Below are 14,177 nucleotides of genomic sequence, written 5' to 3'. Positions count from 1 at the left end.
CAACAGGGTACCTTAACTTCAAAAATGACAAAATGATTTTCACAGTTCGATTCACTAGCCTGCCACCAGACAGTCTGCAAAATTGCGCTCAGAAACTTCTTTAATCCTCACGGTTTTTCAGTAAATTTATCTCAAACGCAGACCTCACAAATCAAGAGGTATTGTACATGATAAAGTGAATTTTTAGTATGAAGATGTATATTCTAGTTAAAAGAGATATTCCTGATAAAATGGTACCCGTAATAACAGCACATGCTTCCCTTGCCTGTTTTAGAAAGTTTGAAAATACAGAAAATATGCAGATATGGATTAATGGAATATTTAAGAAGGTTGTTTGTGTAGTTTCCGAAACGGAGTTCGTAAATGCTAAAAAGGAACCAGACCATATAGTACTAACAGAATCAGCATTGGACAATCAGGAAGTTTGTATCGCATTTTCGCCGAGAGAAGAATATTCCAAGATGTTTAAATTTTTTAGCATGTGGACACCCAAAGACACCTAGAGACATGCATAACCAAGAGAACTAAGCCATAAATGGTTAATGAGGAGGTATTAAATCCCCATATTTATACTGTTTTTAACCAAATTTGTTCTAAGCACATTTATTTTATAAATTTCGACTATGAATGTTATACATCGACTAAGGCTTTGTGTATTACTTGTGTTTATCACGTTTTCTTTATTTGCACAAACCGGTCAGGATCCGCGGATTGGTAAGTTCTTGTCCGTAAGGCAGGGAATGAAAACTAATGCAGCTCATGACTATCTGCGAACACTCTTTCCTGAGTGGGACTTGAAAAAGATGCAGCATATTTGTCTTATAGTGGGTGATTGGACACCACCTGAAGAAGTTGGGACTCGTTTTAAGTATATGTATCAGCAACGGTTTTATCTCGCGGCTAAAGTTGATACCTTACACGATAACGAACAAAACATCGCTACAAAGATTTCTGCAATGTGGAAGATTTACCAACAAACAGGATATACATCATGCAATGCAATTACGTTTGATATTAGGGATGGAAACCTTTTAAAGTATGCTGTTGCCGTTAACTTTGACCAATTCCTGGAAGATGCGATCAAATGGCAACTGGACCTGAATAAAATAGACCTTTATGACCAGATGACGCTGCTTGATTATATTGATTTTCACTTGGCACGTAGTAAAGGATCCGCCATGCAATCAAAATATCAAAAATACCATGACATGTTCCGTAAAGCTGGCGCAAAATACAAGAAGGAGCTCCAATAAATAATTATTTATAGATGGAGTAGTCAAATTATTATAGAAGAAGGTACAGTTTCAGCAGGATTTATCGACGTTGTCAATCTGCATTAATACATTTTACAAATCGTGGCCTACAATATAAAACTTGGTATCAGAAGCAAGTAGAAATGCTCAAGACGAACAATCCTATCTGTTTGAGAACTCATTCTCGTTATGCGGAGAGGGCGGGATTCGAACCCGCGGTACCTTGCAGTACACACGCTTTCCAAGCGTGCTCGATCGACCACTCTGACACCTCTCCGTGCTGGATTGCAAAAGTATATTTTTTATTGATAAAAAAAATGCTCCCGATTAAAATCAGGAGCATTTTATAAATATGATATTAGAAATTAATCTATAACCGTAATTTTTAACATATTGGTTTTACCTTTTGCTTCCATTGGGATAGCGGCAGTATTGATGATGATATCACCTTGTTTCACCAATTTTTTGCTTTTTAAGAATTCGTTAACCTCAATAATGGTATTATCGGTACTTTCCCACTTATCGTAGTAGAAACCTCTTACGCCCCAAAGTAAACTTACTGCATTTAATAATGCCCTGTTACTGGTAAAAATAAAGGTCAAAGCTTCCGGACGGTGGCTTGAGATTTCGAAAGCAGTATAACCGCTTAAAGTCATCGATACAATACCTACCGCGTTAGTTTGTTTCGCTAAGAAACAAGCCGAATCGCAAATGGCATCGCTTAAGAAAGAAGGCGATTTTGGTTTTAAAAACTTATCAGGATTGAAAGGATAGTTGTTCTGCTCAATGTTCTGGATAATTTTTTGCATGGTTTCGATTACGATCAGCGGAAATTCTCCAACTGAGGTTTCGCCGCTTAACATCACTGCATCAGCACCATCTAAAACAGAGTTGGCCACATCATTCACCTCTGCACGTGTTGGGCGGGGTGTAGTGATCATACTCTCCAACATTTGTGTAGCCACAATTACAGGTTTAGAAGCTGCTCTACATTTAGCAACAATCATTTTTTGTAATAATGGAACTTCTTCCATCGGACATTCAACACCTAAATCGCCACGGGCAACCATAATACCATCTGTTACTGCAATAATCTCGTCGATATTGGCAATGGCTTCTGGTTTTTCAATTTTAGCAATTACACGGGCAGTTTTACCACGTTCTGCAATAATCTTTTTAAGTTCAATGATATCCTCAGCTTTACGCACAAAAGATAAACCGATCCACTCTACATCATTTTCTAAAACAAATTCTAAGTTTTCGCGGTCTTCTGGTGTTAATGAAGGAATAGAAACTTTAGTATTTGGAAGGTTTACACCTTTTCTTGAAGTTAAAATACCACCGTGAACAATCTCGCAAACTACTTCATCCTTTAAGTTGGTAGAAATCACTTTCATTTGAAGCTTTCCATCATCCAAAAGGATAATTTCACCCGCCTGAACATCCTGAGGGAAGTTTTGGTAGGTGATGTAAATACGTTCTTCGTTACCAATACATTCGTTAGTAGTAATTACGGTAGTTTTACCATTGATCAGGTTAATACCACCTTCTTTTACTAAACCGATACGGATTTTAGGACCTTGTAAATCGGCAAGGATACCTACATTATAATCGTATTTTTTGTTTAAATCGCGGATAGTATCCAAAACCGCCTGGTGATCTGCTTGTGATCCGTGCGAAAAGTTTAAGCGGCAAACATCTAAACCTGCGTTAAACATACTATATAATACATCTGGTTTTGCTGATGCAGGCCCAAGCGTGGCAACAATTTTAGTTCTCGAATGAAAAGGTTTCATTTAATTAATTGATTTTAGCAATGCAGTTTAAAGCATTAATTATTATCTAAAATAATCAAACTGCATCAAATTTTATATATTTTGTTCTTTTGTTCTTTGTTTGTAACCGTCAAATATAGTGTATTTAATACACCAAGTATATAATTTTTATATTACCAAATTCTCACGGCTCTTTAACTTGGCCGGATCTATCTTTGCAGCCACCTGTATATCAGGCAGTTTATTTAAACCATTGATTAAATAATCCAAATCTTCCTTATCAATAAATTCTTTAATAATAATAAAAAAATCTACTTTGTTCATCTCGGGAATTAGAAAACCATCGCTGCTTTTATTGCAAATTAAGTAGTATTCTACCTCACCTTGCTCTACAAAAAAGTAATATTTCGAGAAACACCAGGCTGGTTCGTCGATATTAAAAAATATTTCATGGTCTTCTATTTTTTCAAATTGAGTATTTAACCGGGTATTAATTTTGTGGCAAAGCACATAGTCTTTTAGGGGCGCTGTGATCGCAATTAGTATAAAATCAAGGTCTAAGGTAAGTTTTAGGTAAGTCTTATTCAAAGCGAAATAAATTATTTACAGAACGAAATTAAAAAACTAATTCTATATTCGCTGTGTTATTGAGATACCAAAATTACGTATCGAAATAAAAACATTTGAAAATTGTAAGAATTTATTTTTCTTTGCACAGAATTATTTAACCATTAAATTATAAAATTATGTCTGATATTGCTTCAAGAGTTAAGGCTATTATCGTAGAAAAACTAGGTGTTGACGAAAGCGAAGTTACGCCAGAGGCTTCATTCACCAACGATTTAGGTGCAGATTCTTTAGATACCGTAGAATTGATTATGGAATTTGAAAAAGAATTCAATGTAGCTATTCCTGATGATCAGGCTGAAACCATCGGTACAGTTGGTCAAGCGATTGCTTATTTGGAAAAAAACGTTAAATAGAATTACGCTTTTTCAGTATAAATGGAATTAAAAAGAGTAGTAGTAACAGGGTTGGGTGCGCTCACTCCTATAGGCAATAATGTTCCCGATTTTTGGGAAGGATTGACTAACGGGGTGAGTGGCGCTGCTCCTATTAAGGGTTTTGATACTGAAAAGTTCAAGACCAAATTCGCATGCGAGGTTAAAAATTTTAATCCGGAAGACTTTTTGGAGAAAAAAGAAGCCCGCAAGCTAGATCCGTTTGTACAATATGCTCTTGTAGCAACAGATGAGGCTGTGAAAGATGGTGGTTTTGATTTTGAAAAATTAGATACCAACCGGATCGGAGTAATCTGGGGCGCAGGCATAGGTGGGTTGAAAACTTTCCTGGATGAAATTTCGAATTTCGCTAAGGGAGATGGTACGCCAAGATACAATCCATTTTTTATCCCTAAAATGATTATTGATATTGCTCCAGGGCATATCTCGATCAAATACGGCTTACGTGGGCCAAATTTTGCAACCGTTTCGGCATGTGCTTCTTCAACAAACGCAATGATTGATGCATTTAACTATATCCGCTTGGGTATGGCTGATGTAATTATAAGTGGCGGTTCTGAAGCGATCATTAACGAAGCAGGTATGGGTGGTTTTAATGCCATGCATGCATTATCAACACGTAACGAAGATCCGGCAACGGCATCACGTCCTTTTGATAAAGACCGTGACGGTTTCGTAGCCGGTGAAGGTGCTGGAACCATTATTTTAGAAGAACTTGAACATGCAAAAGCAAGAGGTGCAAAAATTTATGCAGAGCTTGTTGGCGGTGGAATGAGTGCTGATGCTAATCACATCACCGCACCACATCCTGAAGGTTTAGGCGCTAGAATGGTAATGACCAATGCACTAAAAGATGCTGGTTTAACAACTGCGGATATAGATTATATCAATGTACACGGTACTTCTACACCTCTTGGTGATATTAGTGAAACCAAAGCCATTGGTACATTATTTGGTGAGGATGCTTATCGTTTAAACATCAGCTCAACCAAATCGATGACTGGCCACCTTTTGGGTGCAGCTGGAGCTATTGAGGCAATTGCAGCAATTCTTTCTGTTAAAAATGATATTGTTCCTCCAACAATCAATCACTTTACAGATGATCCTGCATTTGACCCTAAATTGAATTTTACTTTTAACAAAGCGCAAAAACGTACCGTTAGAGCTGCTTTAAGTAATACATTCGGTTTTGGCGGCCATAACGCTTCTGTTATTTTTAAGAAATACGAAGATTAATTTAAAACAGCCCTGCTATATAATTTTGTATGCTAATTAAAAATAGATAACTTAGTTAAATATGCTAATTAGCCGTTAATTGTGTTATTTATTTAATGCCGATATTAAAATTATATAAACTTTACCTCTCTCCCGAAAAGGAGTTTGTTAAAAAGCTGAAAAACATTTTAGGCTTTGTTCCAGGCAATGTTACGCTCTATAAAATGGCGTTCAGGCATCGTTCTGTAGCAAAAGTTTTAAAAAATGGAAGCAGGAGCAGCAACGAACGCTTAGAATTTTTAGGCGACGCTGTTTTAGGTTCGGTGATAGCAGAACTGCTTTTTAAGCATTACCCCTACAAAGAAGAAGGTTTTTTAACCGAAATGCGTTCGAAGATTGTAAACCGGGCTAATTTAAATCAGCTGGCAAAGAAAATTGGTTTTGATAAGCTTATTCAGTTCGATCAGCGTTCAGTGAGCGTACAAACCAAGCACAATTCGATGCTAGGCGATGCTTTTGAAGCCATAGTGGGTGCCATCTATATGGATAAGGGCTACAACTTTACCAAAGAATTTTTATTGCGCAGGATCGTAAAACCACACATCGACATCCACACTTTAGAGCTTACAGAAACCAATTTCAAAAGTAAATTGATCGAATGGTGCCAACGCCATGGTAAGGATGTAATGTTCGAACTGGCAGAGAATGGCGAAGGCGAAAGCGCTAAATTATTTACAATTAGTGCTGTAGTAGAGGGCGAAAAAGTAGGTACCGGACGAGATTATAACAAGAAAAATGCTGAAAAATTAGCCGCAGAGAAAGCTTGTGAGGCATTGAGCATATAAGTTCATTGGTTCAGTAGTCATTGGTTTATTTGGTTGATTGTATAACTGGTTAGTCGGTTAACTGTTGATATAGACTAAAAATTCTGACCTCTGACTTCCGACTTTTTGCCTAAAACTCGAAACGCTAAACCGACTATAGACTTCGGACTAAAGACTACTTTCCCTTCCCTAGCGTATCGGTAAATTTCTTCGAAGATTCTTTAATGTATTTAATGTAATCGTAGCTGTTCCAGTATTGAGCCTTATCAAATTCCGGACGGCAGTTTAACATGTATTTCTCTAAAGTATCGCCCCTTAGTTCGGTATTGTTTTTAATAATGCTCTGGTTGAAGTATACGTCAATCTGGGATTGTTTGATTTCATTATCGGCATATCTGCCAAATCTCCTTGCATTTTTAGGGTCAGTGCCAATTAAATTGTATAATGCATTTAAAGGGCTGAATATAGCAGACAAAAGCGTTGTTTTACCCCCGTTGTACACGCCCTTATTTTTAAACTCGCGCTTAATCTCATCCAGATCCTCTTTTTTGGTATTTCCCCTAATGGTAACATCGGCTAGCGTGGTACTCCCTCTAACCAGATAAACTACAAGATCTTTTTCGCTGTTCACCACAACTCGCTGATCGATCAGATCCCTTTTAATTACCAGCAGTGTATCGCCAATTCTGGCTTTTAACTGAAACATACCAATATCATTGCTACCAACACCAATTCCGGTGCGCAGATTGGTAATTTCGGATAAGGCAATCCTGATATTCGAACCTTTTTCGATCACCACACCTTTGACAATAAAATCCTGTGCCTTTGCGAAGAAGCTGATTGAGGTAAAAACAAATAGTATAACGGCAAATTTAAAGTTTTTCATGGTGTGTTAATTTGTATGTTTCAAAGTATTCGGTATACTTCTTAGCCGATTCTTTGATGTATTTCACCGCATCGTAATTGCTCCAGTTAATGGTCATGCTGCGTGTCGGGTAATAATCCAGCAAAAATTTGTCCAGATCTTTCCCGGTTAAGTTCGTATTGTTCGAAACTAAATTTTTATTAAAAAACTTATCTACCTCGATTAAACTTAGCTCCTTTTTATAATAACGGTTAAAATTACGCGCTCTTGCCGGTGTTTTTCCAAAAAGCTCATAAAAAAATGTTATCGGACTTCCTCCAAATGGATTTAATAAAATTAAAGGCGGTTTACCTGCATAAAATGAACCATTTCTTTTCAGGTCGCTTTTTATGCTTTCCATTTCCTGCTTTTTAGTCTGTCCTTTAACTGTAACCTCCTCTAGCATAGTACTTCCTCTGATCAGATAAACAACCAGGTCATCATCTGTTTTAACGACTACTTTTTGCTCATTCAGGTTTCTTTTTTGAATCAACAATGTGTCGCCAGTACGCGCACTTAATTGAAACATACCAATATCGTTACTTGTGGAGCCCATTTTACTTCTGATATTGGTAATCCCAGCCAAAGCAATCCGTACATTCGAACCCTTTTCAATCACTACACCTTTCAGCACAAAATCCTGAGCCTTTGTTTTTAAGCCTTGTGTTAAGATGATCAATAAAAGAAAGAGTTTTAAATGATTCATGGTGTACTTAAAGTATCTAAATATTGTTTTGCTGATTTTTTAATGTATCAAGCGGCATCATAAGTATTCCAATCTTTAATCTGTTTATATTTCGGCCTGTAATCCAACATAAACTTATTCATTTGCTTAGCCGTTAATGTTGTATTATTTTTGACAATTCTAACGTTAAAAAAACGGTCTATTTCCAATTCTCTGGTCTCATTTTCATAATAACGATCAAACCGCCTGGCATTTTTCCGCTCTGCACTAAACAGCTCCATGATGGCTGCCAGCGGGTAACGTGCATAATAAAGCGGATTTCTTTTCTTACCATAAAAATAAGTTTTCTTACGATGTTCTAACCTAACAGCCGATAAGTTTTGTTGTTTGTTTTCTGCTTTAATTGTTACATCTTCCAACAGCATTTCGGCCCTGAGTAGTGTTATAACCAAATCCTGATCGTTGATGAGCACGACAGTAATATTATTGAAGTGCCTTTTACTGATAACCAGGGTATCACCAATTTTGGCCTTGATCTGAAAGAAACCCATGTCATTACTGCCAACCGATTGTTTGTTGTTGATATTGGTCACTACAGCCAATGCAATGCGGATCTGTGTTCCTTTTTCTAAAATAACGCCTTTAGCCGAAGTAATTTGAGCGAGCGTTTTTTTAGGCAAAAAGAACAATAGTAATGAAAGTGATAGCGTGATTAGAAATGCTTTCATATCTATAAAATATTTTTTGTAAAATTAACATTTGTTAATCTTGCAAACTGTTAAAGAAACGTTAATAACCATGAGAAAGCTATTGGGCGGATTTTATTTAGGCTATTCGGCAATCGTATTTTTTATACTCATGGTAATCGTTTGCCCTTTTATCCTGATCAGTACAGGTATTTTTAAGGAAAAAACAGGAAGAAAAATTTCATTCTATTTTTTAAAATTCTGGGCATGGAGCTTTAGCGTTTTTACTTTTTTATGGTTTACCGCCGGTGGAGAAAAAATTGACACTTCGCGGGCTTACATCTATGTAGGCAATCACAGTTCATTTTTAGATGCCGTTGCCATTGTAATCTGCATTCCACAGGCTTTTAGTCCACTTGGAAAGATCGAAATGCTTAAAATCCCGGTATTTGGATGGATTTACAAACGTTTGGTGGTGATGATTGATCGAAGTAGCAGAGAAAGCCGAGACCATTCTGTAGCCGAACTGAGAAAAGACCTGGCCGATGGACAATCGATCCTGATTTTCCCCGAAGGGACAATGAATAAATCCAATCAGCCTTTAAATCCATTTTATGATGGCGCGTTTCGGCTGGCGATAGAAACCCAAACACCGATTTTACCTTTTGCGATATTGAACAGTAAGGCACATTTCCACCGAACGAACCCCCTTTTACTCAACCCCGGGATGATTAGAACAGTATTTGGAGAAGCCATTGAGGCGAAGGGATTCGTTGCTGATGATCTGGAAATGTTAAAGGAAAAAACTTTCAACGCAATTTTAGAACTGTTAATAAAAAAATAGCTAATCTTTATTTGAAAATGAGGATTCGGTACTTTTGGCTAAAGCAGTTCTGCGCCTTGTAGGTAACAGACCCCTGCCAAAAACTACTCCACGATGTACATAAACCCGATTGAAATGAAAAGCACACAGCGAGGACTTGTAATGAAAAGCGGGGCTGCAATTACCAAAGAAATATTGAACGCTGATTTTCTTAATATTTATACATAGCTCTAATTATTATTCTACACAGTTCTCACGCCTTGGCCATTATTATTTCTCCTTTCGGCTTAAAACCCTATCTTTGCGCATGATAAAATCCATGACAGGATACGGCTTAGCAACAGCCGATTATGCAAATGCAAAGTATAGTGTCGAAATCAAATCGCTCAACAGCAAATTCCTGGAGCTGAATTTAAAATACCCTAAAGCTTTTTCTGATAAAGAGCTGATCCTGCGCAACATCTGCAGTAAAGACATCGAAAGAGGAAAAGTAAGTTTAAGCATCAATGTAGAACGTACCAATGGTGAAGTTACGGGTGCTTCCATCAATACGGCCTTATTAAGCCACTACTACAAACAGCTTATTGCCGTTAATAACGAATTGGGTGCTGGTAGCAGTAACTTATTGCAAACCGCATTAACTTTTCCTGATGTAATCAGTTACAAGGAAGAAAGTGTAAGCGAGGATGAGTGGAACCATTTGTTTCAGATTTTTACCTCGGCTTTGGCCAATTTCAATAAATTCAGAGAAGATGAAGGCTCAGTTTTAAAGGCCGATTTAGAACTGAGAATTAAAAATATCCTTTCTTATTTCAAATCTGTTGAAGAATTAGAGCCTAAAAGAATTACCGCAATCCGCGATAAATTCACCCAGTTTTTAGACGATGCTGTAGGCAAAGTAAATATCGATCAGAACCGTTTCGAGCAGGAATTGATCTACTATATTGACAAAATAGACATTACCGAGGAAAAAACACGTTTAAAAAGCCATTGCGATTATTTCTTGCAAACTTTAGCAAGCAAAGAAGCAAACGGTAAAAAAATGGGTTTCATTTCTCAGGAAATTGGAAGAGAAATTAATACCATGGGTGCTAAAGCAAATGATGCCCAGATGCAACAATTTGTTGTAGGTATGAAAGAAGAATTAGAAAAGATAAAAGAACAATTACTGAATGTGTTGTAGCGTTAGGCGGAAAGCGATAAGCGCTTAACGCCAGACGCCAATCGCAAAATTTTTAAAAATGCAAGGCAAATTAATCATATTTTCGGCACCATCAGGAGCAGGTAAAACCACTATAGTACATCATTTATTAACGAAATTTCCTGAACTGAGCTTTTCTATTTCTGCAACCACCCGCGAATTGAGAGGCGCTGAAACACATGAAAACGATTACTATTTTATTAGTAAAGAAGAGTTTTTGCACAAAGTAGCCCGCCAGGAATTTGTGGAATTCGAAGAAGTTTATAACGGAACTTTTTATGGCACCTTACGCTCCGAGATCGAACGCATCTGGAATGAAGGCAAACATGTTATTTTCGATATTGATGTAGAAGGCGGTATCCGTTTGAAAAGAAAATATGAAGAAGATGCTTTGGCCATTTTTGTTCAGCCACCATCTCTAGACGTTTTAAAAGAACGTTTAAGCGGTCGCGGAACAGATAGTCCGGAAAAATTACAGGAACGTTTTATCAAAGCTGAAAAAGAATTACTTTATGCAGATAAGTTTGATGTAATTTTAAAAAATTACGATCTGGCTACAGCTTGTGCAGAAGCAGAGCAGTTGGTAGGTGATTTTTTGAAGAAATAGTTTTCTAAAGAAAGTAGAAATCTTTATATTTGAGTGATGACTGATATTCAATTATATAGCCAAATATCTTCATTGCCTTCAGACCTGAAGAAGCAAGTGTCTGATTTTGTCTCATCCCTAAAGAAAAAATCGAAAGAAAGTAAAAAATTGAAAGAAAGACAATTTGGCTATGCCAAAGATTTCTTTAAAATGTCTGCTGATTTTGATGAACCATTAGAAGACTTTAAAGATTATATGTAATGCAGCTTCTGTTAGATACGCATACATTTATCTGGTTTATAAATGGAGATTCATCCTTGCCAAAGAAGATAGTTAATGAAATTAAAAACCTAAATAATCAATGTTTGATTAGCATTGCTAGTATTTGGGAAATTGCAATTAAATCTAAATTAAACAAACTTTCTTTAAGCGCAGATTTCGATAAAATTTTAGATTTTCTAGATCAAAATCAAATAGAAATATTGCCAATTTCATTCGATCATATTATTAAGCTGAATGAATTAGATTTTTATCATCGTGATCCATTTGATCGGATTTTAATTGCTCAGGGCATCTCTGAAAACTTAACGATTTTAACAAAAGACCAAAACTTTAGCTTTTATAAGGTTAAAGCGCTTTGGTAAATCATAAACATGAAAACTGGTCTTTTCTTTGGCTCATACAACCCCATCCATACCGGGCATTTAATTATTGCCAATTACATGGCTAACTATACCGAGCTTGATGAAGTATGGTTGGTAGTTTCGCCACATAATCCGCTAAAAGATAAGAGTGGCTTAACCAATATGTACGACCGTTTGGAAATGGCCAAGTTGGCGACCGAAAATGCAGAACATATCCGTGTGAGCGATATCGAATTTGCATTGCCGCAGCCATCTTATACCATCGATACTTTAACCTATCTTCACGAGAAATATCCTGAAAAGCAATTTGTACTCATTATGGGTGCCGATAATCTGGTATCATTCAAAAAATGGAAAAACTACGAGGTGCTTTTAAAAAACTATCATATTTATGTTTATCCGCGCCCAGAGGCAAATGTAAGTGAATGGGAAAATCATCCTTCCATCACTTTTACCAAAACCCCTTTAATGGAAATTTCATCAACCTTTATCCGCAAAGCCATTAAAGAGAAAAAGAATGTTCAGTTTTTTCTGCCCGATGAAGTGATTGATTTCATTGAAGGCAAGGGAATGTATAAATAGCAGCGATCAATATTTCTAACCTATACAGCACCTAAAAAACAACAGGCTTACAACATATTGTATTAAATCGATTACTTGGATTGGTTTTTGTTTAATTCACCTTTTGATTACTAATTTAGCGGCAGCAGATACAAACAAAACACGTGAAAAAAAACTTATTTATACTCCTTGCCCTTTGTGGCGCTGCATTTTCGGCAAGCGCACAACAAAAAACCTACTTAGAATTATTGGCCAATCAACCTAAATGGGTAGATTCGGTTTTTAACAAACTTAACCGCAGAGAACGTATTGCACAGATGTTCTTTGTTCGGGCACACACCAATCTGGGTAAAAAATATACCGATTCAGTTGGTCAGGTAATAAAAAAAGAACAATTGGGTGGGGTTATCTTTTTTCAGGGAGGCCCTGGTCGACAGGTTTTAGCCACAAACGCTTATCAAAAACTAAGTCGGGTGCCGTTAATTGTGGCAAATGATGGTGAATGGGGTCTGGGCATGCGTTTGGACAGTACCATTTCTTATCCTTATCAAATGACTTTGGGTGCCATCCAAAACAAAGAATTACTGTATAAAATGGGTCTTGAAGTGGCTAAAGATTACAAGCGCATGGGGATGCAGATGAATTTAGCTCCTGATGCCGATATCAATAACAACCCCAAAAACCCCGTAATCAATTACCGTTCTTTCGGCGAAAATAAATATAACGTAGCCTCTAAGGTTGCCGCTTATATGAAAGGAATGCAAGATGGAGGTTTATTAACTACGTTGAAACATTTCCCCGGTCATGGCGATACCGATGTAGATTCGCACTACGATTTACCACAGCTTACTTTCTCTGCTACACGTTTAGATACATTGGAGATATATCCTTTTAAAGAGCTGATTAAACAAGGTGCATCGGGCGTGATGATTGCCCACATGAATATCCCATCGCTAGATGCTACACCAAACCTACCTTCTACCCTATCTAAACCGATTGTTACAGGGATTTTGAAGCAGAAATTGGGCTTTAAAGGTTTGATTATTTCTGACGCGATGGATATGAAAGGCGTGGTAAAATATTTTAAAGGTGGTGAAGCTGATTTAATGGGTATCATTGCCGGAAACGATATTATTGAGCTATCTGAAAACAGCGACAGGGCCATTAAATTGGTGCGTAAAGCCGTAAGGCAAGATCGTGTAAGCATGGCTGAAATAGACCAGAGTGTGCGTAAAATATTGACTGCAAAATACTGGGCAGGCCTGGCAAAGCGCGATACGGTTGTAACCCAAGGTGTTGTTGCAGGTGTAAACCGCAAGTCGAGCAACGCTTTGGTGCAGGAACTTGCCAATGCATCGGTAACGCTGTTAAAAGGTAAAGATTATATCAAACGCCTCATCCCGATCAGAAGAACGGCCATTATCAGCATCGGTGTACCTTCGGTTACCACTTTCCAAAAAGAGGTTTCGAAAGGTTATTATAACTCTGTTTATTATGTACTGGATAAAGATGCCAGTGCTACTCAGATTTCGAACATTGCCCGCGAAATCGGCGCATTTGACCAAGTGATTGTGGGTATTCACGATAGTCGTGCAAGACCAGCCAATAATATCCCGCTAAATGCAGGCGTAAAGAATTTTATTAAAGAATTATCGGCAAAGAATGCTGTTTTTGCGCTCTTTGCAAACCCATATAATCTGGCCGGTTTATCAGGGTTGGAAAACAGTAAAGGTTTGGTTGTTGCCTATCAAAAAGAAGATTATATGCAGATTTCAGCTGCTGCTGTAATTAATAACCGATTGGTACCAACAGGAAAGTTGCCTGTAGGCGTGGCGCCGTTTTATAAATTTGGAGATGGCCTTTAACCCCTCCCAACCCTCTCCTAAAAGGGAGGGCTCTAATTCGAAAAAGAATTGCATGCTGGATGACTAAATCATCCGGCATTTTTTATTTATATATTTTAGCTCCGGAAATACAGCATTTACAGATAATCAATCT

At 37.3% G+C, this 14,177-nt stretch carries 17 protein-coding genes and 1 tRNA gene; 12 read left to right on the top strand and 6 right to left on the bottom strand.

All coding sequences use genetic code 11. The features are described 5' to 3' along the window. Nucleotides 1–188: 188 nt before the first annotated feature. Nucleotides 189–503 (top strand): peptidyl-tRNA hydrolase, encoded by a 315-nt coding sequence (locus tag LQ227_RS10545; protein ID WP_230144336.1) that lies wholly within the window; start codon nt 189–191, stop codon nt 501–503. Nucleotides 504–623: 120 nt separating this feature from the next. Next, a complete protein-coding gene (locus LQ227_RS10540) occupies nt 624–1,253 on the top strand; it encodes a hypothetical protein (RefSeq protein WP_230144335.1) in 630 nt (209 codons plus the stop codon). Nucleotides 1,254–1,445: 192 nt separating this feature from the next. Here the strand turns inward: LQ227_RS10540 and LQ227_RS10535 are convergent. The 3 genes from LQ227_RS10535 to LQ227_RS10525 all read right to left on the bottom strand — a co-directional run bounded on the left by LQ227_RS10535 (nt 1,446) and on the right by LQ227_RS10525 (nt 3,616). Then, nucleotides 1,446–1,530: transfer RNA gene (locus LQ227_RS10535), tRNA-Ser, on the bottom strand. An 88-nt stretch (nt 1,531–1,618) separates the two neighbouring features. After that, on the bottom strand, nt 1,619–3,049 hold the full coding sequence (pyk, locus tag LQ227_RS10530) for a pyruvate kinase (protein ID WP_057931851.1): 1,431 nt from the start codon (nt 3,047–3,049) through the stop codon (nt 1,619–1,621). Between the two features lie 147 nt (nt 3,050–3,196). Beyond that, nucleotides 3,197–3,616, bottom strand: a complete 420-nt coding sequence (locus tag LQ227_RS10525) for an IPExxxVDY family protein (RefSeq protein WP_230144333.1) — start codon at nt 3,614–3,616, stop codon at nt 3,197–3,199. Nucleotides 3,617–3,774: 158 nt separating this feature from the next. Between LQ227_RS10525 and LQ227_RS10520 the strand changes: the two genes are divergently transcribed. From LQ227_RS10520 to rnc, 3 genes are all read left to right on the top strand, one after another. Further along, the gene (locus LQ227_RS10520) at nt 3,775–4,011 is read left to right on the top strand and encodes an acyl carrier protein (protein ID WP_008508386.1); all 237 of its coding nucleotides are present in this window, start codon (nt 3,775–3,777) and stop codon (nt 4,009–4,011) included. A 21-nt stretch (nt 4,012–4,032) separates the two neighbouring features. Further along, the gene (gene fabF, locus LQ227_RS10515; protein WP_029274997.1) at nt 4,033–5,286 is read left to right on the top strand and encodes a beta-ketoacyl-ACP synthase II; all 1,254 of its coding nucleotides are present in this window, start codon (nt 4,033–4,035) and stop codon (nt 5,284–5,286) included. A 95-nt stretch (nt 5,287–5,381) separates the two neighbouring features. Next, entirely contained in the window at nt 5,382–6,110 is a 729-nt protein-coding gene (gene rnc / locus LQ227_RS10510) for a ribonuclease III (protein ID WP_215124919.1), read from the top strand. A 154-nt stretch (nt 6,111–6,264) separates the two neighbouring features. On the opposite strand, the gene LQ227_RS10505 is transcribed toward rnc, so the two are convergent. Genes LQ227_RS10505 through LQ227_RS10495 form a run of 3 tightly spaced genes read right to left on the bottom strand, consistent with a single transcriptional unit; the run spans nt 6,265 to nt 8,406 of the window. Further along, nucleotides 6,265–6,975, bottom strand: coding sequence for a hypothetical protein (locus LQ227_RS10505; RefSeq protein WP_230149301.1), 711 nt, complete (start codon nt 6,973–6,975; stop codon nt 6,265–6,267). After that, nucleotides 6,962–7,699 carry a hypothetical protein gene (locus tag LQ227_RS10500; protein ID WP_230149298.1) on the bottom strand — a complete coding sequence of 246 codons (738 nt, stop codon included), beginning with the start codon at nt 7,697–7,699 and terminating at the stop codon, nt 6,962–6,964. The genes LQ227_RS10505 and LQ227_RS10500 overlap by 14 nt, the downstream gene beginning before the upstream one ends. A 47-nt stretch (nt 7,700–7,746) precedes the next feature. Beyond that, nucleotides 7,747–8,406 (bottom strand): hypothetical protein, encoded by a 660-nt coding sequence (locus LQ227_RS10495; protein ID WP_230149297.1) that lies wholly within the window; start codon nt 8,404–8,406, stop codon nt 7,747–7,749. 70 nt (nt 8,407–8,476) lie between these two features. Between LQ227_RS10495 and LQ227_RS10490 the strand changes: the two genes are divergently transcribed. From LQ227_RS10490 to LQ227_RS10460, 7 genes are all read left to right on the top strand, one after another. After that, nucleotides 8,477–9,208, top strand: coding sequence for a 1-acyl-sn-glycerol-3-phosphate acyltransferase (locus tag LQ227_RS10490; RefSeq protein WP_230149278.1), 732 nt, complete (start codon nt 8,477–8,479; stop codon nt 9,206–9,208). 298 nt (nt 9,209–9,506) lie between these two features. Continuing rightward, entirely contained in the window at nt 9,507–10,370 is an 864-nt protein-coding gene (locus LQ227_RS10485) for a YicC/YloC family endoribonuclease (RefSeq protein WP_230149684.1), read from the top strand. A 58-nt stretch (nt 10,371–10,428) separates the two neighbouring features. Next, nucleotides 10,429–10,995: a guanylate kinase gene (gmk, locus tag LQ227_RS10480; protein WP_108197851.1), complete on the top strand. Its 567-nt coding sequence runs from the start codon at nt 10,429–10,431 to the stop codon at nt 10,993–10,995. Between the two features lie 36 nt (nt 10,996–11,031). Beyond that, a complete protein-coding gene (locus LQ227_RS10475; RefSeq protein WP_230144327.1) occupies nt 11,032–11,235 on the top strand; it encodes a DUF2281 domain-containing protein in 204 nt (67 codons plus the stop codon). Further along, a complete protein-coding gene (locus tag LQ227_RS10470) occupies nt 11,235–11,618 on the top strand; it encodes a type II toxin-antitoxin system VapC family toxin (protein WP_230144326.1) in 384 nt (127 codons plus the stop codon). Before LQ227_RS10475 ends, LQ227_RS10470 begins: the two co-directional genes overlap by 1 nt. A 9-nt stretch (nt 11,619–11,627) precedes the next feature. Continuing rightward, a complete protein-coding gene (gene nadD / locus LQ227_RS10465) occupies nt 11,628–12,200 on the top strand; it encodes a nicotinate (nicotinamide) nucleotide adenylyltransferase (protein WP_230149276.1) in 573 nt (190 codons plus the stop codon). Between the two features lie 143 nt (nt 12,201–12,343). Continuing rightward, nucleotides 12,344–14,044 (top strand): glycoside hydrolase family 3 protein, encoded by a 1,701-nt coding sequence (locus LQ227_RS10460; protein ID WP_230149274.1) that lies wholly within the window; start codon nt 12,344–12,346, stop codon nt 14,042–14,044. The last annotated feature ends 133 nt before the right edge of the window (nt 14,045–14,177 follow it).

The sequence above is a fragment of the Pedobacter sp. Bi27 genome, from assembly GCF_918698255.1.
In the GTDB taxonomy this organism is placed as follows: Bacteria; Bacteroidota; Bacteroidia; order Sphingobacteriales; family Sphingobacteriaceae; genus Pedobacter.
The sequence above is the reverse complement of the archived record's forward strand: the minus strand, read 5'-3'. Positions and strand labels throughout refer to the sequence as shown.